The organism is Microcoleus sp. PH2017_24_DOB_U_A, assembly GCF_020738205.1.
Classification (GTDB): domain Bacteria; phylum Cyanobacteriota; class Cyanobacteriia; order Cyanobacteriales; family Microcoleaceae; genus Microcoleus.
On the sequence record NZ_JAEQCT010000037.1, the window covers coordinates 1 to 23,560 of the forward strand.

General features: G+C 45.7%; 21 protein-coding genes. 13 read left to right on the plus strand and 8 right to left on the minus strand.

Annotated elements, in window-relative coordinates; genetic code table 11:
- Nucleotides 1-188, plus strand: a 188-nt coding sequence (locus JGK07_RS10900; protein WP_293233552.1) for a hypothetical protein, incomplete at its 5' end; no start/stop codon positions are given.
- 23 nt (nt 189-211) lie between these two features.
- On the opposite strand, the gene JGK07_RS10905 is transcribed toward JGK07_RS10900, so the two are convergent.
- Nucleotides 212-859, minus strand: coding sequence for a response regulator transcription factor (locus JGK07_RS10905; RefSeq protein WP_293125294.1), 648 nt, complete (start codon nt 857-859; stop codon nt 212-214).
- Nucleotides 860-1,509: 650 nt separating this feature from the next.
- Nucleotides 1,510-1,947 (minus strand): ferredoxin, encoded by a 438-nt coding sequence (locus JGK07_RS10910; RefSeq protein ID WP_293178992.1) that lies wholly within the window; start codon nt 1,945-1,947, stop codon nt 1,510-1,512.
- Nucleotides 1,948-2,243: 296 nt separating this feature from the next.
- Between JGK07_RS10910 and groES the strand changes: the two genes are divergently transcribed.
- The 5 genes from groES (at nt 2,244) to JGK07_RS10935 (ending at nt 5,823) form a co-directional block, all read left to right on the plus strand.
- Nucleotides 2,244-2,555: a co-chaperone GroES gene (gene groES, locus JGK07_RS10915; RefSeq protein ID WP_194008182.1), complete on the plus strand. Its 312-nt coding sequence runs from the start codon at nt 2,244-2,246 to the stop codon at nt 2,553-2,555.
- 143 nt (nt 2,556-2,698) lie between these two features.
- Nucleotides 2,699-4,339: a chaperonin GroEL gene (gene groL, locus JGK07_RS10920; protein ID WP_293178995.1), complete on the plus strand. Its 1,641-nt coding sequence runs from the start codon at nt 2,699-2,701 to the stop codon at nt 4,337-4,339.
- Between the two features lie 152 nt (nt 4,340-4,491).
- Nucleotides 4,492-4,986, plus strand: a complete 495-nt coding sequence (locus JGK07_RS10925; RefSeq protein WP_293178998.1) for a hypothetical protein — start codon at nt 4,492-4,494, stop codon at nt 4,984-4,986.
- Nucleotides 4,940-5,440 (plus strand): hypothetical protein, encoded by a 501-nt coding sequence (locus tag JGK07_RS10930; protein ID WP_293179001.1) that lies wholly within the window; start codon nt 4,940-4,942, stop codon nt 5,438-5,440. The genes JGK07_RS10925 and JGK07_RS10930 overlap by 47 nt, the downstream gene beginning before the upstream one ends.
- Before the next feature lie 5 nt (nt 5,441-5,445).
- The gene (locus JGK07_RS10935) at nt 5,446-5,823 is read left to right on the plus strand and encodes a hypothetical protein (protein ID WP_293179004.1); all 378 of its coding nucleotides are present in this window, start codon (nt 5,446-5,448) and stop codon (nt 5,821-5,823) included.
- Between the two features lie 28 nt (nt 5,824-5,851).
- On the opposite strand, the gene JGK07_RS10940 is transcribed toward JGK07_RS10935, so the two are convergent.
- On the minus strand, nt 5,852-6,328 hold the full coding sequence (locus JGK07_RS10940) for an N-acetyltransferase (RefSeq protein ID WP_293179007.1): 477 nt from the start codon (nt 6,326-6,328) through the stop codon (nt 5,852-5,854).
- A 237-nt stretch (nt 6,329-6,565) separates the two neighbouring features.
- Here JGK07_RS10940 and JGK07_RS10945 point away from each other — a divergent pair, with 237 nt between their 5' ends.
- Nucleotides 6,566-7,225, plus strand: coding sequence for a glutathione S-transferase family protein (locus tag JGK07_RS10945; RefSeq protein ID WP_293179010.1), 660 nt, complete (start codon nt 6,566-6,568; stop codon nt 7,223-7,225).
- 165 nt (nt 7,226-7,390) lie between these two features.
- Here JGK07_RS10945 and JGK07_RS10950 read toward each other — a convergent pair whose 3' ends face one another.
- Together JGK07_RS10950 and JGK07_RS10955 are read right to left on the minus strand one after the other, a co-directional pair.
- On the minus strand, nt 7,391-8,029 hold the full coding sequence (locus tag JGK07_RS10950) for a GNAT family N-acetyltransferase (protein ID WP_293179013.1): 639 nt from the start codon (nt 8,027-8,029) through the stop codon (nt 7,391-7,393).
- A gap of 576 nt (nt 8,030-8,605) precedes the next feature.
- Complete coding sequence (locus tag JGK07_RS10955) at nt 8,606-8,812, minus strand: hypothetical protein (RefSeq protein WP_293179016.1); 207 nt, start codon at nt 8,810-8,812, stop codon at nt 8,606-8,608.
- A gap of 817 nt (nt 8,813-9,629) precedes the next feature.
- Between JGK07_RS10955 and JGK07_RS10960 the strand changes: the two genes are divergently transcribed.
- The 3 genes from JGK07_RS10960 to JGK07_RS10970 all read left to right on the plus strand — a co-directional run bounded on the left by JGK07_RS10960 (nt 9,630) and on the right by JGK07_RS10970 (nt 14,455).
- Nucleotides 9,630-13,148, plus strand: a complete 3,519-nt coding sequence (locus tag JGK07_RS10960) for a response regulator (protein WP_293179019.1) — start codon at nt 9,630-9,632, stop codon at nt 13,146-13,148.
- A 329-nt stretch (nt 13,149-13,477) separates the two neighbouring features.
- Nucleotides 13,478-14,047 (plus strand): papain fold toxin domain-containing protein, encoded by a 570-nt coding sequence (locus JGK07_RS10965; RefSeq protein WP_293196923.1) that lies wholly within the window; start codon nt 13,478-13,480, stop codon nt 14,045-14,047.
- 42 nt (nt 14,048-14,089) lie between these two features.
- A complete protein-coding gene (locus JGK07_RS10970) occupies nt 14,090-14,455 on the plus strand; it encodes a hypothetical protein (RefSeq protein WP_293196922.1) in 366 nt (121 codons plus the stop codon).
- Nucleotides 14,456-14,583: 128 nt separating this feature from the next.
- Here JGK07_RS10970 and JGK07_RS10975 read toward each other — a convergent pair whose 3' ends face one another.
- The 3 genes from JGK07_RS10975 to JGK07_RS10985 all read right to left on the minus strand — a co-directional run bounded on the left by JGK07_RS10975 (nt 14,584) and on the right by JGK07_RS10985 (nt 16,583).
- Nucleotides 14,584-14,862, minus strand: a complete 279-nt coding sequence (locus JGK07_RS10975) for a DUF2442 domain-containing protein (RefSeq protein WP_293196921.1) — start codon at nt 14,860-14,862, stop codon at nt 14,584-14,586.
- A gap of 14 nt (nt 14,863-14,876) precedes the next feature.
- Nucleotides 14,877-15,146: a DUF4160 domain-containing protein gene (locus JGK07_RS10980; RefSeq protein ID WP_293196920.1), complete on the minus strand. Its 270-nt coding sequence runs from the start codon at nt 15,144-15,146 to the stop codon at nt 14,877-14,879.
- Between the two features lie 318 nt (nt 15,147-15,464).
- Nucleotides 15,465-16,583 (minus strand): GTPase domain-containing protein, encoded by a 1,119-nt coding sequence (locus JGK07_RS10985; protein ID WP_293196919.1) that lies wholly within the window; start codon nt 16,581-16,583, stop codon nt 15,465-15,467.
- Nucleotides 16,584-16,986: 403 nt separating this feature from the next.
- On the opposite strand from JGK07_RS10985, the gene JGK07_RS10990 reads away from it, so the two are divergent.
- From JGK07_RS10990 to JGK07_RS11000, 3 genes are all read left to right on the plus strand, one after another.
- Nucleotides 16,987-18,339, plus strand: coding sequence for an NB-ARC domain-containing protein (locus tag JGK07_RS10990; RefSeq protein WP_293224545.1), 1,353 nt, complete (start codon nt 16,987-16,989; stop codon nt 18,337-18,339).
- 207 nt (nt 18,340-18,546) lie between these two features.
- On the plus strand, nt 18,547-19,416 hold the full coding sequence (locus JGK07_RS10995) for a glycerol acyltransferase (RefSeq protein WP_293179055.1): 870 nt from the start codon (nt 18,547-18,549) through the stop codon (nt 19,414-19,416).
- 742 nt (nt 19,417-20,158) lie between these two features.
- Nucleotides 20,159-23,260, plus strand: coding sequence for an MFS transporter (locus JGK07_RS11000; RefSeq protein WP_293179058.1), 3,102 nt, complete (start codon nt 20,159-20,161; stop codon nt 23,258-23,260).
- The last annotated feature ends 300 nt before the right edge of the window (nt 23,261-23,560 follow it).

Sequence of the window (23,560 nt, forward strand, 5' to 3'; positions counted from 1 at the left end):
TGTGGCTGAAGCCGCGCACTCGCTCCAAGGCGACTGAAGTCGCTAATCGGCTAGACCCCAGCCTTAAAAGGACGGGGCTTGCGCCTCGTTTTTCGGTCAAGCTTAATGGGGATCGAAACTACCACGCCAACCACCCTATCGCCCAGCAAGCATACCGAATCGGATTGCAGTATCTTTTTCTCCCCTAATTTCACAGCGCTAGAGCCTAAACTCAAGCCTTTTTGCTTTCCAGGGCCCAGCGAGCTAGCTCTGTCCGGTTATGCAGACCTGTTTTGCCCAGCATATTGCTAACGTGGCTCTCTATAGTGCGCTGGCTGACATTCATCACGTCTGCGATCTGGCGGTTTGCCATACCCTGCGCTAGCAACTGTACCACCTTTAACTCAGTGGGAGTCAATTCGACATTGCGGCGCGCCTTAATTTTCGGGCCGCTCTCTATACCTGGATTTGAGTGACGAATCAAGCGGGATGCTGCTTTCAGAGAAGATTCTACTTGGGCTACCAGTTCTTCGGGCTCAAAAGGCTTAACTATATAAACATCAGCTCCAGTGCTCAAGCCTTTTACTCGATCGGAACTTTGACCTTTGGCGGACAAGAAAAGAACCGGAATCCAGCTCGTGCGCGGGTCTTCTCTGATGTGTTTGACTAAAGTGTACCCGTCCATTTCTGGCATCATCACATCACAGATGATCAAATCGGGGACTTCTTGTTCGAGTTTTTCTAGAGCGTGTCTGCCGTTTTCTGCTGTGATGACGTTGTAGCCCCGAAACTCTAAGTAATCCTTGACTAGCAAGATCAAGTTCGGGTCGTCGTCAACCAGCATCAGCCGTTTTTGCTCTCCTGAATTATTGTCCTTCATGTTTCTTCCCGCTAGAGTATCCCGCACAATTCCTTGTTTTTCACTCCTGTTTTTTCCGTCAGTCCAGTGTCAGCCCGGGAAAGTTGGGGGTTGAGGACGGCGGTGGGGTGAAGGGATGGCGGTGAGGGGAAAGCGGGGCGGGTATTACCGCTTCCTCTCCCAGTGTTCGATGCCCGTTTGTGAATGTCTTGCGACCTGGAACGGAGCCAAAACCTGTAATGGACGATCGCCTGTCACGATCGGCCTTGATTGATGGAAGACTCACGCTCCCTAGCCCAAGTTAAATATTTAATCTCGATCGGTTCAATTGCAAGTTGATGCCCCGGTTTTAAATGATACTTCTGATATAGAGAAATTTAAGCAGGCTCCCTACTTACGTATTTAACTATTTCTAGTGTAGTTTGGCAAACTGCCGGATGTCTGCTACTGAGAAACTTTTCGGCAAACTCTCGCCAGAGGGCGATCGAACTGCTTCGATACACCTCTTAAAAAAACACACAGCGACAAGCAAGACTACCAGAAACAGGTAGGAGAGTACAGTTGTTCGATCGATCCGCAGGTGCGATCGCCCAACGCGCTCACGCTCTCTACTTTACCGTCTTAAACCTAACACCTTACTTATCCTGCTGTGCTTTTTCACCGCGCTATAGTTAAATATCTGCTTTCGCCTCAGCAGGCTCCGGCAAAGGATGAGTCAAAAAAGCGTATTCTTCAACCACCTGTGAGCCGATCAGATGTTCCTGAATAATTCTCTCCATGACGAGGGGAGTAACATCGCGATACCACACTCCGTCTGGGTAGACTACCATAATCGGGCCAGACGCGCACACTTGCAGGCAGTTAGCTTTAGTCCGAAAAATGCAGGTTTGCCGATCGGCTTTTGGCTTGTCCAACCCCAATTCTTGCAAGCGTTTTTTTAAGTAATTCCAAGCCACCAGACTGCTTTCTCGATCGCAACACTTGGGCACGGTTTGGTCGGCACAGATAAAAATATGCCGTTCAATTCGCTCTATTCCCAGGCTTTGGACGCAAGCGCTCAAGCCTTGGCTGCAAGATTCATCGTTGTTATTTTCAGATATTTTATTCATTCGTTAATAATAATTAATTAGCGATCGAAACTCATCACCACTCTCCCACTCTCCCACTCTCCCACTCTCCCACTCTCCCACTCTCCCACTCTCCCACTCTCCCACTCTCCCATTCCCCCACTCATCCTCGGTTCGGGAACCCGTACAGACAGATAAGTTGCGATCGCCCCTTACTAAAGCTAAATTAGCACTCAGGAGTCGAGAGTGCTAATATGTCAGTGTAAGCAGTCAGCCGTTGCTTTCATCGCGACCACTGACGGCTAACTGACTAGGATCTGTAATCTGGAGATTTATTTATGGCAGCAGTATCACTGAGTGTTTCTACCGTTAAACCGCTAGGCGAGCGCGTGTTCGTGAAAGTAAGCGCTAGCGAAGAAAAAACCGCCGGCGGCATCCTTCTACCCGACACAGCTAAGGAAAAGCCCCAAGTAGGCGAAGTCGCGGCCGTGGGCCCCGGCAAGCGCAACGACGACGGCAAGCGCGTTGAAATGGAAGTCAAAGTCGGCGACAAAGTTCTCTACTCGAAGTATGCCGGTACCGACATCAAACTCGGCACTGACGAATACGTCTTGTTGGCCGAAAAAGATATTCTGGCGATCGTCAACTAATTAATCATTAGTCATCAGTCATCAGTCATCAGTCATTAGTCATTAGTTTAAAGCGAACGCCGCCAAAAAACTAATGACACAAGACAAATGACTCGCCATCCATCCCCAATCTAAAATCTCAAACCCTCTCATCCCCAAAAACTATGGCTAAGCGTATAATCTACAACGAAAATGCACGTCGCGCCCTCGAACGCGGTATGGACATTCTCGCCGAAGCAGTCGCCGTTACCCTCGGCCCCAAAGGTCGTAACGTCGTTCTCGAAAAGAAATTCGGAGCTCCTCAAATCGTCAATGACGGCGTAACCATCGCCAAAGAAATCGAACTCGAAGACCACGTAGAAAATACAGGCGTTGCCTTGATCCGTCAAGCTGCTTCCAAAACCAACGACGCAGCAGGCGACGGCACCACAACTGCTACCGTTCTGGCTCACGCAATGGTCAAAGAAGGTCTGCGTAACGTAGCTGCTGGTGCAAATGCGATCGCCCTCAAGCGCGGTGTTGACAAAGCAACCGGCTTCTTGGTCGAAAAGATTGCCGAACACGCCAAACAAGTAGAAGATTCCAAATCCATCGCTCAAGTCGGCTCAATCTCTGCTGGTAACGACGATGAAGTCGGCCAAATGATTGCCAATGCAATGGACAAAGTGGGCAAGGAAGGCGTAATTTCCCTGGAAGAAGGGAAGTCTATGACCACCGAACTCGAAATCACCGAAGGGATGCGCTTCGACAAAGGCTACATTTCTCCCTACTTCGTCACCGACACCGAACGGATGGAAGCGATTCTAGAAGAACCCTTCATCTTGCTGACAGACAAGAAAATCGGCTTGGTACAAGACTTAGTACCAGTGCTCGAACAAGTAGCTCGTTCCGGCCGCCCGCTGTTGATCATTGCAGAAGACATTGAGAAAGAAGCTTTAGCTACTCTCGTTGTCAACAAACTGCGCGGTGTGTTGAATGTAACTGCTGTTAAAGCACCTGGTTTTGGCGATCGACGCAAAGCCATGTTAGAAGATATCGCCGTATTGACCGGCGGTCAACTAATCACCGAAGACGCCGGTTTGAAACTGGAAAACACCAAGCTGGACATGATCGGCAAAGCCCGCCGCATCACCATCACCAAAGACAGCACGACAATTGTTGCCGAAGGTAACGAAGTCGCAGTCAAATCTCGCTGCGAACAAATTCGCCGTCAAATGGACGAAACCGAATCTTCCTACGACAAAGAAAAGCTGCAAGAACGTTTGGCTAAATTGGCCGGCGGCGTCGCAGTCATCAAAGTCGGCGCTGCGACTGAAACCGAAATGAAGGATCGCAAACTGCGTCTTGAAGATGCGATCAACGCAACCAAAGCTGCTGTCGAAGAAGGCATCGTTCCTGGTGGCGGTACAACTTTGGCTCACCTAACTCCTCAATTGGAAGAGTGGGCGAATGCCAATCTGAAGGGCGAAGAGTTAACCGGTGCTTTGATTGTGGCACGGGCTCTGGCTGCTCCCCTGAAGCGGATTGCTGAAAATGCTGGTTTGAATGGCGCTGTCATCGCTGAGCGCGTCAAAGAAAAGCCGTTTAACGTTGGTTTCAATGCAGCGACAAATGAGTTTGTCGATATGTTTGAAGCTGGTATCGTTGACCCTGCGAAGGTAACTCGTTCTGCTCTGCAAAATGCCGCATCTATTGCCGGCATGGTGCTGACAACCGAGTGCATCGTCGTTGACAAGCCTGAACCCAAAGAAGGCGCTGCTTCTGGCGGCGGCGGCGGCATGGGCGGCGGCGACTTCGATTATTAATCGATAGTTTGAGAGGGCGGGCTTTCGGGTCCGCCTTTTTCATAGAAATAGCTGTCGCTCCCAGGGGACAGCTAAATTTTTGTATGGCCTGACTGATATACTAAGAATGATTGAGTATCCGTAAAGCGATCGCATCGCAAGAGGTCAGGCCAATGTCAGCCACTATTACAATTAGCCCCAGCGAAATTCGGCAGATATTTCAGCCGCGCACATCCAGCGCTTCAAGGTTTTGGGAACTGGCTCAAAAAGCAAACAATTTAGCTGTCATAATTGACGCTCGTTGGGAGCAGATTCCCCCTGAGACTAGAGAATTACTCAAAATTTTTGCCTATGCCTTAATTGAACCCCCTCAAGGAATTAAGGGAGTTTTTAGTGAATTTTTAGGGCGTTTTTATTTGGCTTTTTCTTTATTTTCAATTGCAATCAAAGGTGAGCAAGACGCTTTTATAGCTTACGGTGCAGCATTTCAACGTCTTCTTAATGCGATCTTGAGTGGAGTAGAACGGGAAGATATTGCTTATCAAAAAGCACTATCTGAAGCCCTGGAACAGACTTTTGAAGAGTTAGAAACTATCGAGGCGATGACAGCGGAGGAGGCCTGTGAACGAATCAGAGCAATTTCATATCAAGCTCTCGAAGAACTTTGATAAAACTCAGCAAAAACTAATCCGCGATCACTATCGTAAAAATCAGGTAGGATTAGTGAAATTTGTCGAATTAATCCAAAAATTCCTCAGAATTTTGAGTGTTGACCCCCGTCCCCGTCCACCGTTGGGACATTTAGAACCTTGGCCCAAAGGCTGTAGCCGTGAGGGGTTGGAATTTTGGAAGCTTGAGTTTAAAATGCCTCAGCTTCGGGGAGCCGCTGAACAGGGGCGACTTATCTATTTGTTAGATATTACAAAAAAAGAAGTTGTGTTAATTTGGATTTACACACACGCAGAATTTGAGAAACGACCACCGGATAAGAATTTAAAGCATTTATTGCTTGAAATTATGGATAATTATGAAGTTTCAGATGAAAGTAACAATTTAGCCGATAGTGGAGACGGTGAAACGGTCGAGGATAAACTTGGAGAAAATAAATCAAATGACAGCTAAGCAATATGAATTTATCATTTAAAGATTTAAGGTTTATTATAGAAGCGATCGAACATCAAATCAATGCCTATCAAGAACGTTTGCAGGTAATTGAAGATATAGAAGAGGATGAGGCTGCGGATCTAGGGAACGATATTAAATTTTTAGAGCTTCTACTCGCAGATATGAAGAAAAGTTTAGAGCATAATACTTCAGTCAAGCCTTTAAGTTCTGATGAGGTTTTTTCGCCAGATCGGAATGATAATTCTTCCGAATATGCAAAAGAAGAATTATCTTTTCAAGAATTAATGAAATTAACGCTTAATTTGTCACTTAGCGAGCGATTATTTCTAGTAGAGGCGATTACCTCGTCTGTGCGCCAGGAAGTCACTATCAATCAATAATCAGCCCATCAAGAGTGTGAGAACATTCTTAATTGCCCAAATCCTTGTCTTCAGAGACTGCCAAATTTTTAGTCATCAGAAAACGGTTATGACTTTGATAACCTACTCTGTGATAAAGACGCTGTGCATCGGGATTTTCAAAATCTACTTCCAGATGAAGAGCTTGGACTCCCAAAACTCGGCAGGTATCCTCTGCAAATGCTAAAGTCTGAGTTCCAATGCCTTGTCCGCGATAGTTGGGTCGGATATAAAACTCGTCAATAAAGGCATCCCTGCCTCGGTATTCTAAACTGTAACCCAGCGTCAAAATAATATAGCCGATCGCCTCATCTTCTTGCTGAATCAGCCACACTTGTCCCAAAGACGCATCAGCCAAAAGATTTGCTAAAACATCACGATCGACTTTTTCGTCGAATTCCAATTGTTCTTTTTTATGAAACTCTTTAACAAGTTCTAAAAGAAGCGTAATATCAGCGATCGCTGCAACTCGGTAGTTAACGGTCATAATACAGCCTCGAAACTTGACAAGCGATCAACCGCTGTGTGCTGTACCAGTTTAGCAGCGTAAGTTATCAAATGCTATCCAAGCTCGATCGCACTACAGGTAATGATGTCCGATTGTGCCAGAAGTACGATCGCCCCCTGTGCGTGTAAAATTGACTAAAATCTAAATATTTTCAGTAGCCCGATCGGCAACTCAATCCTCAAAAGCTGACTCTCTCAACAAACAGGCACAAAATTTATGAAACTTTACCATACTCCCATTTCCACCAACTCCAGCCGCGTGTGGGTTGCCCTCATCGAAAAAAACCTCGACTTTGAATTAATAACAATCTACTTGGACGGCGATCATTTAGAGCCTGAATTTGTCGCAATGAATCCTTTTCATCGCGTCCCTGTTTTGGTCGATGATGGTTTCACCGTCGTCGAGTCTCTGGCAATTCTTGACTATCTAGAAGCGAAGTATCCCGAACCGGCCATGCTACCCAAAGATGCGAAAGATTTGGCAATTGTGAAAATGGTACAATTGGTCACGATTAACGAACTTGGGCCGGCACTTTACCCCCTCAGCAGTGAAAAAATGGGCTGGGGAATTCCTGAAGCGCAGGTAATCGCAAAGGCTAAGGAAAAAGTCGATACTGTGCTGACATTTTTTGAAGGTTTGTTGGACGATCGCCCTTTTTTCGGTAGCAACACCTTAACATATGCTGAATGCGTTGCTGGTACGGTCGTCCCTCTGCTATCTTGGGTTGATGTATCCACAGACGGATATCCCAAAATTCAAGCTTGGTGCGATCGGCTAATGTCTCGTCCCTCATGGCAAAAAACCCGATTCACCGAGGCAGATTTGGCAGTTTACGCCTCTCGGAGACAAAAATTTCTCGAACAATCTCAAGCCTGATGAACCAATTCATTATCAAGGAATCGCTATTTGTTGAGGCTCAAGTTCAACTAGAAGTGAAGCAGGAGGTAGAAATTGGGTAGTGCTGCTTTCTTGAATGATGCAATTGATACAAGCCTTTCTCCATAACGATTGAGCGTGCGAAAAGCAGGCGCTTATGCACCACTACCCATACTTAGTTGATGAGAGGGAAATCTGCTTGCGTAAAAATAGCCGGCGCGGCTGGCCGAATAGCCAATAAGTCCAATGCCAATCCACTTGTTGCAAGCGGTAGCCTGCTTGATAGTACAATTGTCGCGCCCCGTGATTGTTTTCCAAAACGTGGAGGTAAATCTCCGAAAATCCCCATTCTCGGGCTGTATTCTCGCAGTTGTCGAGCAGTTGTTGAGCAATTCCCTGCCGCCGATACTCCGGGTGAACTGCTAAATTTGACAAGTAAGGATAGTCGGAATTCGGTATTTGCCAAGGGAATCGAGAACGCAGAGCCATTTCTATTGTTCCTGCTATAGACTGAGTTTGGTGCGATCGATAATTCTGCATTCCTGACTCCCGCGAGACTAGCTCAGCAACGAGACAAATATAGTGTTCTGCTTTAGAACGGAGTCGATTTTTTAAATCTTCGTAAATGCCTAAACGCAACACTGGATACACCCATTCTACAAACCCCTCGCGGGAGTGAAAGCTCATGGCCAAAATATCCGCTAGTTGCGTCAAGTCATTTGATGCAGCCACCCGGATCGAAAAGCCAGAAAGTCCGGGAGTTTGTTGTTGGTGAGAAGCTGAGGAAAAAAAGGAAGGATTCACAATTCCAGGTCACTATATTAATTTTTCTACGCGGGTTACCGATCTGCCCATCTGAGAAATTTCACTTCTGGTGATAATGTAATATCACTTTTAAAAAAAGAATGTAACTTTAGACCAACTCCCAATCATAATATTTGTCATCGAGAATCTTAAATTTAAGAGATTAAATTGTATGACTTATACTCAGAGTTTATGAATGCGATTCAGTCACATTCTTTTTGTACTTTCCTCTAACTATTATCTGATGTAAATTGGAGATATTCAGTATTTTAGACTAAATTTATTTCCAATGAAAACCCATCCCTTAATACTAGATTTGTGGGTAGCGGGAAAGTTATTAAAAACAATCAAAAAGGTTTTAACGTCTGGTTCCCGGAAGCGTACCGCTCTCTGCTTGCAGAAATACCCGATCGAATATAATTTATCCGTCTAGCGGTAATTGACAATATCAAGTATCTACTAGACTAATACCGGGCGCGATCGCAAGTCGGATGTTGGCTGCCTGTCCCAGAACCCGACAACCCAGCTTTCAGCAGTGCTGGGCAATCAGGAAGCCCGTCCCCTCGCGAACAGGCCTTACCTGTTGCGCCGGAGGGCTAGATATTGTCCAGCGATATTGTGCTGCGATACTGTGCTGCGGGCGATCGAGAGCTTCAAAACTTCGATCGAGCGGCTCGATCGGTTTCCACAGAGTACATCCCTAGCTAAGATTAACAGATGGATGCTCAAGATAGCGGTGTTTCGCCGCAGTAATTGCCTTGGGCGTTGGTCTGGACGAGGCATAAAAAATGCCGCGCTCTGCCCAAAAAGTGCCAGTCTCACTAAAATGGTACAGCAATTGCGTCACTCGCACTTCCCCGCCTGTGTTGTCTGTCTGTCTCCCCCCCCGAATATCAGTCAGGGACACAGGGGCCGGAGAGGAAAGCCATATCCTTGGCAGAATGTGAAAGTTGCTGTCACCTAGGCAGCAAAAACACAGGGGAAGATGTTGGTTGTCTATTGTATCCTGCTACAGACAGTTTTTACACACCAAATAAAACAGGAAGATGAGCGATAATAACACATAAAGAAAGGCAAATCCACTCACAATCAGGACGATTATTCCTATGTATTATGAGATATCCAGAGGGCAGTTAAAAGTTGCGGATTCCTATTTTCACGCTCAACATAGAGGTGAGGGGTTAAGGACACTTCCCGCAAGACGAGATTTTTGTGAATATCATTAAATAATAAAATTGGGGTGCACTACAGGCAACTGTGGCGATCGAAGAATTCGGAATTGAAAACCCATAAATTAAAAATCAAGGTTGATTCTTGCCTCGACCCACTCACAACAACTTCAGATTCACGAATTTGTGTGACACCAGTTTCAAAAAATAATGCAACTGCCGGCAAACTCCAAACCCTTATGTCATCAGTCATCAGTCATCAGTCATCAGTCATCAGTCATCAGTCATCAGTCATTAGTAGTAGGTAACAACTGTCAACTGTCAACTGTCAACTGTCAACTGTCGTATGACTCGTGCAATTGAAACCTGCGAATTCTTTTTTTCAACAGACTTATTAAATCGAACTGCCCCGGGGCACAGGAGAACGGTGCATGAATTCCCAATCAAATCCTAAGCTCAAACTTCTAATCGTCGATGACGAACCGGATAACCTCGATTTGCTTTACCGCACCTTCCATCGAGACTATAAAGTGCTCAGAGCCGAATCTGGCCCCGCCGCCCTCGAAATTTTGGCAAAAGAGGGAGAAGTTGCTGTGATTATTTCCGATCAGCGAATGCCAAAAATGAGCGGTACAGAGTTTCTCAGCCTGACTGCGGCTCAATATCCCGATGTGATCCGAATTATTTTAACTGGCTATACGGATGTTGAAGATTTAGTTGAAGCTATTAATGCTGGCAAAGTATTCAAATTCGTTACCAAGCCTTGGGATGCTGAAGAACTCAGAGCTCTTGTCAGTCAAGCTGTTGATACTCACAATGTCCTGAAAGCCCGCACGAATGAACTGCGTAGGGCTCTCTCGCAAGAATCGCTGCTTTATGCCGTTACCAATACTATTCGATCGGCTCCCAATTACCAGCAAATGCTGCAAAGAATTGTGGAAACTGTCGGGCAGATGTTTGAGGTGAGTTGCTGTTTGCTGCGGCCGTTCCAAGACGGCCGGGTGGCTGATGAGTGGTTCGTTTACCAGAAGGCCGAAAGTAAAGGGTTGCGGGGCGATTCTGAAGCTAGACGAGATGCTTCTAGCGCCCGACTTTCGCCGGATTTGCTGCCGGATTTGGTTTGGGAAACTCTGGATGTGGAGGTGATTCAAGATGCTCAAACTGACGATCGAGTTTTAAGCTGGGACAATGAGCAGCGATTGCAGGCTTACCAAGCTGCGAATATTCGATCGAGCTTAATCGTACCGCTGTTTTACCAAATGGAACTGATGGCAGTCTTGGCGCTGCACCAGTTCGATCGACCGCGCCAGTGGGAAGACCACGAGGTACAGTTAGTAATTACGGTGGCCGACCAAGCGGCTTTGGCCCTTTCTCAAGCCAGGGCTTACGAACAGGTACGGGCGCTGGCAAAGCGCGAGACCTTAGTCAATACTATTACTACGGCAATTCGATCGAGCCTCGACCCCCAAAATATTTTTGCAGCGATTACTCAACAACTCGGCCAAGCTTTGCAAGTTGACGGCTGCGCCCTATCTCTGTGGACAGAAGATGATGAATATGTCCAGTGCGTTGGTCTCTACGACACAAATAGGGATACCGTGGCTGTAAAACAGGGTTTTAACAATTCAGAGGTAGTTGCGAATCCTCCAAGCCCTCAAACTGCTGCTGAGAGTGCTGCTGCGAACCCTCCCGGCTGGGTTTTTGCCCATCCTTCCCTGCCGCAGTCTTTGGTGCCGATTCGCGGCAATCCGGTGTTGCTGCAAGTTATGGTATCAAAAGAGCCCGTGGCGATTGAAGACCTCAACGAACGCCCCGATTTAAATGTTACAGAACTGCAAGTGCGATCGCCAGCCCGCGCCCTGTTAGTCGTGCCCTTAATCTCCGAAGGCAAAATCATCGGCAGCATTTCGCTGCGCCAAAATTGCAGCACCCGCCGCTGGAACCTCTCAGACATTGACCTGGCTCAAATAGTGGCAACTCAAGCTGCTCTGGCGGTGCAGCAGTCGCGCCTCTACCAGACTACCAGACAGCAGGCAGAAAGGCTCCTGGAAGCCGATCGACTCAAAACCGAATTTTTCCAAAATATCTCCCACGAATTCCGCACCCCTCTCACCCTAACTATCGGCCCTCTAGAATCAGCTTGCGGCCGCAAAGAAGACTTACCCTACGAACAAGCCGTCATCGCCTTGCGTAATTCCCGCCGCCTCCTGCGGTTGGTAAATCAACTGCTGGACTTGCAGCGCCTCGATGCAGGACGGATGCAGCCGAGTTTTCGCCCGTGCGATTTAGTCGGTTTTTGTTACTCTACGGCAGAGTCTTTCCGCGCCTACTGCGACAAAAAAGGACTGCACTTAATTACCCAACTGCAAGACTGTCCTTTACTTTATTTAGATATTGAAAGATTTGACAAAGTTATTTACAACCTGCTATCAAATGCTGTCAAATTCACCCCAGAAGGGGGAACAATCACCCTGACAGTTGAACCAGCCGGCGCTCACTGTTTGTTGCAAGTAAAAGACACCGGCATCGGCATTCGCACCGAACAAATTCCCTATTTATTCGAGCGCTTTCACCAAGCCGAAGGTTCCGCCAGCCGTTCCTACGAAGGCAGCGGTTTAGGTTTGGCACTTGTCAAAGAATTAGTCGAACTCCACGGCGGTCAAATTTCCGTCGATTCTGTTTACGGCGAAGGTACTACTTTTACCGTTTGGCTGCACTTCGGTTCGACTCATTTGCCCCCAGAACGGGTACTGGAAATCCCCGCCGAGTTTCACGCATCCAAAGCTGCGGTGGAACTGGCAGATGTGGAAGCTGACTTGTCGGAAGATGAAGCAGAAAATCATAACTTTGAGGCTCTAGAACCGATAAATTCCGAAACAGTAGCTGGCACGGTTTTGGTGGTTGACGACAATCCAGATTTGCGCTTTTATGTGTCGGGAATTCTGCGAGAGTCTGGCTTTGCAGTTTTGCTCGCCCGCAACGGAGAAGAAGGATTTGCCGTGGCAAAAAACCGCCGTCCGGATTTAATTGTCACGGATTTGATGATGCCTGTGATCTCGGGTTTGGATTTGATTCGGATGATTCGACAGGATGAAGACTTGCGGGGAACTCCGGCAATTTTGCTAACTGCTAAAGCCGACGCAGATACTCGGATTGAAGGAGTAGAACGGGGTGCTGATGCTTATTTATCGAAGCCTTTTAACGATCGCGAATTGTTGGCAGAAGTGCGGAATTTAATCGCCCTCAAGCAAAACGAGCGGCGAGTGCAGCAGTTGAACAATTATTTAACTGAGTCGGTGCTGCGCCGATTTTTGCCGCCGTCGATGGTGAAAGCCGCTGCGGCTGGAGATTTGGCCTTGGATTTGCGCCCGGAACCGCGATTGATTACTATTTTGTTTAGCGATATTGTCGGTTTTACTCAAATGGCAAATACGCTGCGATCGCGCCGGGTAGCTGAGCTGTTGAATGAATATTTGGCGGCAATGACTAAGGCTATTTTTGACAGCGGCGGTACGGTGGACAAGTTTGTGGGAGATGCGGTAATGGCTCTCTTTGGCGCGCCGGAGGAACTAACGCCAAACGAGCAAGTGCGCCGCGCTATAGCTGCTGCAAGGCTTATGCTGCGAGCTCTGAAGCAACTTAACGAGCGCTGGTTGGAGCAGGGAATTGTGGGGGAAAATGGGGTGCCTCCGGTGCGGTTTCGCTGCGGTATTCACCAGGGTACTGCGGTGGTGGGGATGTTTGGCGGCCCCGATCGATCGGATTATACTGCGATCGGGCCGAGCGTGAATATTGCTGCTCGTTTGCAAGAGGTGGCGGAACCAAACTCTGTGCTGATTTCGGCTGCGGTTGCAGATTATGTTGAGGAGAATCGAATTGTTAAATATAAGCCGCTGCAACTCAAGGGAATTGATGAAACAGTGTTGACTTTTATGCTGAATTGTGATTAGTCATTGGTTGTTTGTTATTGGTTATTAGTTGTTTGTTATTAGTTATTGGTTATTTGTTGTTTGTTGTTTGCGACCAACGCTCAATATCTAATAGCCATCTCTAATAATTATTGTGGAACAGGCATCCTGCCTGTTCAATACGAGTCTCGATCGCTATGAATGAGTAGGGAATTGGCGATCGCAATTTGTAGAATCATCGAAGTGTTTGGTATTTGGTGTCAGGGGCGATTCACGAAGAGGGATAACTTCGCTTCACGCTCTTTTTTCGGTGGGGCGAATCCGGTCGAGATAGCTACGCCGCGCGTACATTTCAACCGAGGACGTTGCAAGTGCACTTGAACCAGAGTGCGATCGAGAATAACGGTGAAATTGAGCAGCGGCGCGAAATCTCAAAACGCAGACGAGAAGACTTGATACCGTCCGCGACTATGAGTTATTCGCACGAACAGCAAATACAGAATGGGAATTGTTTTGAGATATACTTTTATCTATGCGTAGGAGGTAAACTTTCCACTTTGAGTTTAGAGCCGAGTAGTTTAGATGATATCCGTCTAGAGATAGCTAAAATTGCTACCCTTTATGGAGTTTTTCAATGTGTTGAATGTAGTCAGGCAATCAAAGAGTTCTTGACAGTCAGAAAGGTGCATGGGAAGCAAATTAAGCTCGATTTAGGCAGGCAAGACCTACCTTGGTCAGTGATTTATGATTTACGACGAGGGCAGCAAATTGCTACTAATGGCTACCACATCGGAATATCAATTACAGTTGACGGAGAGGAAATTGTTTTTGACAATATAGATCGTAGTGGCGTAACTCGGCAGGAATGGCTACAAAATTTAACATCTCCTACTCTGGAACTGGGTATGGGAAGTTTTAAGATTATAGAAGAGGAATTTTGAGCGGCAAAGCTGACCAACTTTTGAAAAATATTGAGGTGGATAATGCACGATTTATATACGCTGATTCACAAAATCAAGAAAGCTCCTTCAATGTACTTGGGAAGACACTCAATTATTTGCCTTCAGGCTTTTTTATCGGGTTACAGCGTTGCTAAACATGAGTTGGGAGAACAGCCAACAAAACAAGACAGCGATTTTATGTCGTTTCCTGAATGGATACGAAAAAGATTCAACGTGCAGACTAGCCAATCTTGGGCTAACATCATTCTTTTTTATTCTGAAGACGAAAGTAAAGCACTCGATCAATTTTTTGAACTGTTAGATGAATTTATCGATCGGAATTCTTCTACTGACACTTTACGCGAAGGCGAATTGGATATAGGGGAGAAGTTGCCAGCGCATCATTAGTTCAGAGAAAGTGCGATCGCTCTTGTTTGAAAAAAATAAGGACGATCGCTGCTGTTTCAAAATAATTTATAAGGGAGATCGCTGCCTTCTTTATGACCACAATCATCGTTTTTTTATTTGAGACATTACTATCGTAGGGCTGGGGAAGGCGATATCGACTCTACTGTTTTTTCTTCGGGTTGACTGGTAAGATAGAGGGTATCCGGACTAAAATCTTGCTCGTGGGGCCATTGAATGCTGCCAAAAGTAAGTTTGACTTGCTGAAAATATTCGATATTTTGAAGTTCGGTGAATATTCCTTTGTCGAGATAGGGAGTGACATTAAAGAGACGAATTTCGCCATTACTAAAGGTGAGGCGAAGTCGATAGTTTTCTAAGGGTTCGACCTTGATGACTTTGGGAGACATATAATTACTCCGAATCACTGGAGGGGGTTGATTTTGAAGACTTGTTGCCCATTGACTGCGAGTTGCCAATCCGCCATCAGTTCATCTTGATGGATTTCGATCCAGGCTTGAACCAGCTTGAGTTTAGATCTTTGTAGTTGCCCCTCAAGGATATCGCCATTAGGGATGGCAAATACGGCTTCATCGTCTTGATAGCTGACGTGGATGTGCGGGCATTGATGTTTTTGGTTATCAAAGTAGTACATTCTGACGATGACACCATAAAACATTGAAATTACAGGCATGGCGACTGATTTTGGGCGTTGATTATACTTTCTATTGTAAGCGATCGCGCTAAATCTTGCGATATTTGTGGGGTTTGGGCGATCTCGTTCTTGACGCTCGGTGGGGATCTCGCTCCGGGTTGAACAATAATAAGGGCCAGCGCTCTTTCATTTTCAACTATAGCTCATCAGAAACAAGAAAGGGCGATCGATCTGGGAAAACGGCAATTTACCACCAGGAGTTCATTTTTGCGATCGATCATCACCAAAGTCACATTAAACGCCGATGAATGTTAGGCTGAGAGAGGAAACTCAACTGACGGGAGAGGGGCGATGCCACTATATTTCCGTAGTAAAGCGTCGAATAAAGTTTTCCAAATTTCTCTTAGAGATGAGCCCTTTAACCATTTTCTTTGCAAAATTTTCTAGCTCATGTATTGAAACCCTAACATTATCAACATAAAGCTTTTTAGCTCTATATCCTATCATTCCAGCACAAATTACATAGCACAGCGTTTGTAGAACAACTCCAGCAGCATAGCCAGCAGCAGTTCCAAAACCCAGCGATACAGTAGTTCCAGAAAATCCCGCTACAAGTTTTGATATGCCAGTTCCCCATTTAATAAATTCAAATTTCCAGCCGAATTCTTGATGAAACTCACTATAAAAATTTTTTGCTTGCAATTCAGCGTCTTCAATATCTTCTTTAGTCAAGTTGCTGATAGATTTGCAAGCTAGAATTATTTTGTGGATCATTTGTATAATTTCTTCATCAAACTTCGGTATTTCATGGATTGGAATTCCTGAAGCTGCAAGAGAAGTTACTTTTATCATTGTTTCACGAATAACACTTGCACAGTCTTTTGATTTACTTCTAAGAATTAGATTGAACAAAAAAGCTTTCTGAGAATCTTCAAGTCCTCTGGCAATAGCCTCTTTTAATTCTTCAATTCCAATTTCTTGTGCCACCAGACTGCAAATTCCTAAAATTTTTGGAGAGGAATGACCTAAATCTCTTTCGATTTGATGCTTTATCTTTAACCAGTCCTCTCTTGGGGGAACTGTGTCTATTTTAGAGATGGCTATAACGATGTGAGAGGCATATATTTGTTTTAATATAAAAAAATCTGTCTTATTACTCGCAGTCCAGCCAGATGCAGCATTAACGAAATAAACAACTAAATCTGCTCCCCTGTAGAAACTTACATCTGTTCCTGGTGCTCTCAGTCCAGGCGTATCAATAATTTTCACAGCTTTAGACAATGTGGGTACTTCGTATGGATCATCAGTTACTGTAGATCCCGTGATGATAGATACCTCTGCAACTTCTTCGCCCCGAATAGCATTGACTGTAGAAGACTTGCCACTATTAACTTCTCCAACAAAAGCTATTTTTAACCCCTCTCTTAACTTTTTAATCAATTGCTTTGTGGATTCCGTATTTCTAAAATTTTGCATATGTCGAAGATTGCGTTTGTAGGTGTGTTGGCTGTTAAGGAAATTGAGCGCTATACGTCCTATGCTTACTCGGGCCACTTTGTGTATTGCAAGTTATACAAATCCGATGAGCTTACCCTGGATTTTTCAGCTTTTCTTGACTCCGGTTGGGAATCCGTTTGAGGCGATTTCACTTGTCATGAGGCATCAGTAGATTTAGCAAATAGCCAGAAACACCTTGATAATTTCCTCATTATTCCTTAGAAATAACGAATTTGCCTATCCAAAAAATGTTCTATTTTGCCGCCATTATTTTACCTACTTTCACTTTATTTAATCTGGTTTTATACGAAACTGTATGAAAATGTACCAAAAAGCTGGAAATGTGAGCTACAATACATAAAACATCACACTCCGTGACCAGATGGATCTTAAAGAAGTGTTAAAACTCGCAGATGATATAGTATTTGCTAAAACGGGTCAGCACCTTGACGATTTACAAGCAGCAGTATTGCAAGGAACTCTACAACGTGAGACATACAAGCAAATAGCGAAGGATTTTGACTGTTCTGAAAGTCGCATCAGGGAAATCGGATCGGAATTATGGCAGATACTTTCAGAAGACTTAGGGGAAGATGTTAATAAAAAGAATTTTCGATCGGCAATGGAGAGGTGGCAAGTTTCAAATGTCTCCAATTTTGCAAAAGATGTTGTAGGGATTGGTATCTTTAACATTTGTGGAGAAGCTAGACACCCGCCAAACATACCAAACTCACACCCACAAAATCAAGAAACATCGCATCAAGAGTTAAGCGAGATGCCGGAATTAGGTGCTTTCTACGATCGCACTTCCGAACTCAAAACCCTCACAACCTCGATTCTACAACAAAACAGTCGCCTCATAACCATCACCGGCGGACTCGGCATCGGCAAAACATCCCTAGCAATACAACTCGTACAACAAATAAAAGACGAATTTGAATACGTCATTTGGTGCAATCTCGACACATCCCCCACCCTCGGTGAATTTGAAGCCAACTTAATCCAGTTTTTATCGCAGTCCCAAAAGCAAGAATCACCCACAACCAACCAGAAAGCATTACCCCTAATTAAATATTTACAAAAACATCGGTGTTTAATAGTCTTAGATGACATTCACAACCTGTTCAGCAGCAGCGAATTAGCAGGAAAATATAAACCGGGATACGAAGAATATCGCTCTTTATTTAAACAAATAGAAAAATTATCCCATCAAAGTTGCTTCCTGCTAATCGGTTGGGAACCACCCAAAGAAGTTCCTCAACTCACCAGCGAAAATACTCCCATTCGTATTTTACAACTCACAGGCTTAGACAGTGCGGCCGCGCGGGAAATACTCCGAGATAAAGGATTAACAGAAATCGAGAACTGGGAAACACTCATTCATTGCTACCAAGGCAATCCGTTATGGTTAAAAAGCGTGGCGACTCTGATGCAAGAGTTAGGAATTGGCGCGGCAGAGTTATTATTAAATGATACCGTATTGTTGCCCGAAGATTTGAAAGATGTTTTACACCAGCAGTTTAGTCGCTTATCGGAAATAGAAAAACAAGTCCTCTGTTTGTTTTGTCGGGAAAGTGAACCAGTTAACCTGGCAAAATTACTCGAATATGGCACTGTGCGATCGCCAGATTTGCTCAATGCGCTGCAATCTTTATCGCGGCGTTGCTTCATTGACAAAACAGGAAGTTTTTATACTTTGCCACCTGTCTTGAGGCAGTATGTCCAAGAATTATGATTTAACTGTTAAAAATTGCCTGATCTGGTGTTGACTTTTCTCGGTCTTTTACTGTACTATGAGAATGTATATAGAATAATGGAAATAGTGAGTTTTTTATTTTTAATGCGCCAATTCCCATTATAAATAAAGTATATGTCAATTCGCCAGAATTTGCAATACTAAAACAATACTTTTTTCCCGCCGATCGCACTTAAGCACCAATCAATGAAATATTCTGCATCCAGCCCCAGAAACAACAGCCAAACATCTCGCTTTGACGGATTATCTTTGGACGATCGCAATCCCGACTTCATAAAACTAATGCTGCCACTCTGGGAATGGCTGTACCGCTACTATTTTCGCGTACAAAGCGACGGCTGGCACCACGTCCCCGCACGCGGAAAAATGCTCGTTGTCGGCTCTCACAACGGGGGAATCGCCGCTCCTGATATGTTTATGTTCCTATACGAATGGTTCCACAGATACGGTACGGAACGCTTGGCCTACGGATTGATGCACCCGACGGTTTGGGAAGTTTCTGCTGATATTGCTAGCATGGCGGTGCGGTGTGGCGCGATCAAAGCGCATCCAAAAATGGCGATCGCAGCTTTGCGAAAAAATGCCCCGGTTCTCGTCTATCCTGGTGGTGCCGAAGATACTTTTCGTCCCTATCACTTACGCAATAAAATCTACTTTGCCGGACGCAAGGGATTTATTAAGTTAGCATTGCGAGAAGAAGTGCCAATTGTACCAATTATATCCCACGGTGCCCACGATACTTTGATAGTTTTGGCAGATTTGTACGAAGAAGTTAAGCAATTGCATGAATTGGGGATGCCGTGGTTGTTGGGCATCGATCCGGTAGTATTTCCGGTGTATTTGGGATTGCCTTGGGGGTTGAGTATTGGGCCTTTGCCAAATCTGCCTTTTCCCGTGCAAATTCGGACTCGCGTGTGCGAACCGATCGTATTTGAGAGGTACGGTAAGGAAGCTGCGGGCGATCGCGATTATGTCGATGCTTGTTTCGATCTAGTTACAACTCAAATGCAACGGGAATTAGATTGTTTGGTTTGTAGTAAGGACTTCAGTCCTTAAAGCCCAATGTTTAAGTGCTAAAATTATGACTGCAAAAAACTTTGGCAATTGCTATCATAATTTATACCCACTCCTGGACGCATCAGCCCAAAGAAACCGGGTTTTTTGGCGAATCTGCGGACTACAACGAAAGATTTTCGTAAAACAAACCCGGTTTTTGACCACTCCGTGCGATCGCGAACTAATACCAATTCAACCAACTATTGCTACATTTTTAAATTGCATACAAATTATTTTTCATTCGCCGAAGCCACCGCCAGACACGGCAATGCCGTCTCCCTACTTCTAAAATCTAAAATTCTATAATTGCCTTTAACGCAATCCCGGGATGAGAAAGTACCGCCTGCGACTCAATCATGTGCAGAAATTCCCAAAAAGCTTGACAAACCTTCCTATCCCCGACAAGCACTTTTAACACCAGATCCATCTAATCAATTGTCAGCCGCGTAGCGAGATTTGGTTTCGCACCTGTAGATATTGTGAATCTGTCTCAAAGATTGTTCATAAAAGCCATCCCTACAAGTGTTTCGTTGCGTTAAAAAAATCTACTTCACAAACCAAACAAAACTGACATAGCACAATTATCCCTCAATCAACAGCAGGCCGCAGACATATCTATACACTTCCGACTGTAGGGGGATGTTTTAGCTCGTCAATAAGGCGATGCTTGCCTTTAGGGGTACGAGACTAAAACTATACATTAGCCGATCGCGCGCACCCACCCTTTAACGAGGAATATACTATGTATCAAAATTTGCCAATAAATCCACAACTGTATAACATCGGGTTCTGGCTGGCCCAAGTGCCTGTAGAACAGACTACAACAACAACAAGCAGAGTAGAAGATGCAGCACTCCTTTATTCCGGGCCGCAATTTTTTATTGCATTAATATCTGGAGTCGTGCTCGCCTGCGCTTTCCAACTCTTGCTGACAAATTTATCAGTAGCCGCAGGCCTTTCCTACATCGGACAATCCCACGACGATGGACACAAATCTGATAGCAGTAGTCCCGTCCGCCACATCGGCCGCAAAGTCGGTACTTGGACTCTAATCACCGTCACTGTCGCCCTATTCTTCGCTTGCTTGCTAGCAGTTAAGCTTAGTTTGATTAGCAGTCCTGGTTTAGGTGCGATCGTCGGTTTAGTCGTGTGGGCGGCCTATTTCTCACTCCTCGTCTGGGTGAGCTCCACCACCGTCGGTTCCCTGATCGGTTCCGTGGTTAACACCGCAACATCTGGCGTTCAAGCTATTTTCGGCACCGCAGCCGCAGCCCTCGGCGCCAAAGCAGCTAGCAATCAAGTAGTCGCCACGGCGAAAGCAGCAGCAGCAGCGGTGGGCCACGAACTCGGTAGCGCGATCGACCCTACAAGCTTGCGGGAAAACGTCGAAGACTACATCCAAGCCCTCAAACCGCCGGAATTAGACATCAAAGCGATGCGTAGCGAGTTTGAAAAATTGCTCAACGATCCGCAACTCAAAAGCATTGCGGGCGAAAATTTGCCGAATCTCGATCGACAAACTCTCGTAGATTTAGTCAGTTCGCGATCGTCCTGGTCAAAACGCGATGTCAACCGGATTGTAGACCAACTCCAAGATGCTTGGAAACAAGTAGGAAAACCAGACCAAAAATCAGACGGCATCGCCCAATTGATAGATTATCTCAAATCAGCAAAATCGGGAGATTTGCTCTCAGATACGCTGACAAGTAGGGTAGAAAAAGTTCTCGGCAATCTGGGCGGGCAAAATTCTGGACAAAACTCCACAATGATGTCCCAAGCAACGTCAATGGCAGTTAATGCTTTAATGGGAGTAGTTTTGGGTCGCACGGATATTTCCGACTTAGATGTCGAAAAAGTAATGGGTCAGCTTAAAACAGCTAAGGACAAAGTTAGCCAACAAGCTGATAAAATTACCGCTCAAGTCAAAGGCGAACCAGAAACTTACAGCCCAATTCGTGCTGACGTAGAAAACTACTTGCTCAACACTTATTCGTGGCAGATGAACCCTACCGCGATCGAGCGCGAATTTCGTGACGTGCTCTACGATCCAACGGCAGATCCGGGAACTGTGCGCCACGAATTGGAAAAACTAAATCAGTCCAAGTTTGCGGAAATCCTGGCAAGTCGAGGCGTTTTTACCCAAGACAAAATTAAAGAAATTTCCCAGGAATTAGAAGGAATCAGACAGCGAGTTTTACAAACTGCGATCTTTGCCGAGGAGCAAGAAAAAGCTCGCGATTTGCAGTGGCGCGTGGAAACTTATTTGAAGCTGACGCCGAAAGCAGAACTGACAGCAGCAGGTATCGGGAGCGATTTTAAGAAAATCTTAGAGGATTCTGATGTTACTTACGAACAGTTGCGCGATCGGCTTTCTCCTTTCACCAGCGATAGTTTCGTGCAAATTCTCAGAGGCCGCGAAAACTTCGGCTTCCAGGAAGTAGACCAGATTGTTAAAGAGTTGGAAAGGACGCGAGATGTAGTTTTAGCAGATGCTAAAGGTCTGCAAGAAGCAGCGCAAGTCCGACTAGACAATCAGTGGCAAAAAGTACAAGAATACTTGAAGTCTACGGGCAAAGAAGAACTCAATCCCGAAGGGCTCAAGCGCGATTTCAAAACGCTGCTGGACAACCCGGAAGCGGGAATGTGGGCGCTCAGAGCTAGAGCTTCTCGGTTCGATCGCGAAACTTTGGTAAAATTGCTATCTCAGCGCAAAGACCTCAGCGAAGACCAAGTAAACCAGCTTCTCGACAGTGCCGAAGAAACTTGGCACAGCGCGCTGGAAGCACCGCAAAAGTTGGCTGAAAAAGCCAAGGATCAGTACGACCAAACTACTACCGCCCTGGCAGATTACCTGCGGAAGACTGGCAAGGAAGAACTCAATCCTGAAGGGATTAAGCGGGATTTGACCAAATTGATGGAAAATCCCAAGGAAGGGGCTTTAGCGCTGCGCGGAAGGCTATCTCAGGTCGATCGCGATACTTTGGTCAAGCTGCTTTCTCAGAGAGAAGATTTGACCGAGGAACAAGTCAATCAAATTATCGACCAAGTGCAGGAAACTCTAGGATCGATCGTGAAAGCGCCGCGCCGTTTGGCGAAGCGGGTGCAAACTCAAGTCCAGGATTTTCAGAGCATTTTAGAGGATTATTTGCGAAATACGGGCAAGGATGAATTAAATCCCGAAGCCATCAAGCGGGACTTGCAACTGCTGCTACACGATCCAAAAGTCGGCGCTTACAGCTTGGGCGAACGACTGTCGCATATCGATCGAGCGACTATGATTTCTCTGCTGTCTCAGCGCCCGGATATTTCGGAAGCAGAAGCTGCTCGGATTGTCGATCAAATTTTGTCGGTGCGCGACCAATTCGCACTGCAAATCCAGAAAATTCAGGAGGGCATTCAATCGGTAATTGACGGAATTCTCGGAAAAGTTCGGGATTACCTCAATTCGCTCGATCGCCCGGAACTCAATTATGAAGGTATCACGCGGGATGTGCGGAAGTTATTTGACGATCCGCAAGCCGGATTTGATGCTTTGCGCGATCGCCTCGGTCATTTCAACCGCGATACTTTAGTGGCTTTAATTAGTTCGCGCGAGGACATTTCTGAAGCAGATGCGAACCGTTTGATCGACCAAATCGAAAGAAGCCGCAACAGCGTCTTGCAAAGAGCAGAACGCTTGCAGCAAGAAGCGCAGCTTCGCCTCGAAAACATCAGATTGCAAGCTGAAAAACAAGCTGAAGAAACTCGGAAAGCAGCGGAAGTTGCCTCTTGGTGGCTGTTTTTCACGGCTCTTACCTCGGCGGCTGCGGCTGCGGGTGCTGGTGCTTTAGCTGTTATCCGATAAACAAGAGTCAATTTGTGCGCTCGGATTTCTAATAGTGCCTGATGTTAGTAGAAACTCACATCAGGCACTATTTTTATCGACCTTCTTAAAAGCGGTGAGGTATTTCTGCTTAAGAGCATTTCGCCTCGATTCACCATTGTAAAACAGGTTCGTAGTGAGGACTTTAGTCCGCATTCAAGAAGGACTAAAGTCCTCACTACGAACCGTAAAGCAAATCGATTCACCATTGTAAAACAGGTTTGTAGTGAGGACTTTAGTCCGCATTTAGGAAGGACTAAAGTCCTCACTACGAACCGTAAA

Excerpts from the sequence above, each read along its gene's own strand:
- JGK07_RS10905 (WP_293125294.1), bottom strand. The coding sequence starts at position 859 with ATGAAGGACAATAATTCAGGAGAGCAAAAACGGCTGATGCTGGTTGAC.
- JGK07_RS10910 (WP_293178992.1), bottom strand. The coding sequence starts at position 1,947 with ATGAATAAAATATCTGAAAATAACAACGATGAATCTTGCAGCCAAGGC.
- groES (WP_194008182.1), top strand. The coding sequence starts at position 2,244 with ATGGCAGCAGTATCACTGAGTGTTTCTACCGTTAAACCGCTAGGCGAG.
- groL (WP_293178995.1), top strand. The coding sequence starts at position 2,699 with ATGGCTAAGCGTATAATCTACAACGAAAATGCACGTCGCGCCCTCGAA.
- JGK07_RS10925 (WP_293178998.1), top strand. The coding sequence starts at position 4,492 with ATGTCAGCCACTATTACAATTAGCCCCAGCGAAATTCGGCAGATATTT.
- JGK07_RS10935 (WP_293179004.1), top strand. The coding sequence starts at position 5,446 with ATGAATTTATCATTTAAAGATTTAAGGTTTATTATAGAAGCGATCGAA.
- JGK07_RS10940 (WP_293179007.1), bottom strand. The coding sequence starts at position 6,328 with ATGACCGTTAACTACCGAGTTGCAGCGATCGCTGATATTACGCTTCTT.
- JGK07_RS10945 (WP_293179010.1), top strand. The coding sequence starts at position 6,566 with ATGAAACTTTACCATACTCCCATTTCCACCAACTCCAGCCGCGTGTGG.
- JGK07_RS10955 (WP_293179016.1), bottom strand. The coding sequence starts at position 8,812 with ATGCCTCGTCCAGACCAACGCCCAAGGCAATTACTGCGGCGAAACACC.
- JGK07_RS10960 (WP_293179019.1), top strand. The coding sequence starts at position 9,630 with ATGAATTCCCAATCAAATCCTAAGCTCAAACTTCTAATCGTCGATGAC.
- JGK07_RS10970 (WP_293196922.1), top strand. The coding sequence starts at position 14,090 with ATGCACGATTTATATACGCTGATTCACAAAATCAAGAAAGCTCCTTCA.
- JGK07_RS10975 (WP_293196921.1), bottom strand. The coding sequence starts at position 14,862 with ATGTCTCCCAAAGTCATCAAGGTCGAACCCTTAGAAAACTATCGACTT.
- JGK07_RS10980 (WP_293196920.1), bottom strand. The coding sequence starts at position 15,146 with ATGCCTGTAATTTCAATGTTTTATGGTGTCATCGTCAGAATGTACTAC.
- JGK07_RS10985 (WP_293196919.1), bottom strand. The coding sequence starts at position 16,583 with ATGCAAAATTTTAGAAATACGGAATCCACAAAGCAATTGATTAAAAAG.
- JGK07_RS10990 (WP_293224545.1), top strand. The coding sequence starts at position 16,987 with ATGGATCTTAAAGAAGTGTTAAAACTCGCAGATGATATAGTATTTGCT.
- JGK07_RS10995 (WP_293179055.1), top strand. The coding sequence starts at position 18,547 with ATGAAATATTCTGCATCCAGCCCCAGAAACAACAGCCAAACATCTCGC.
- JGK07_RS11000 (WP_293179058.1), top strand. The coding sequence starts at position 20,159 with ATGTATCAAAATTTGCCAATAAATCCACAACTGTATAACATCGGGTTC.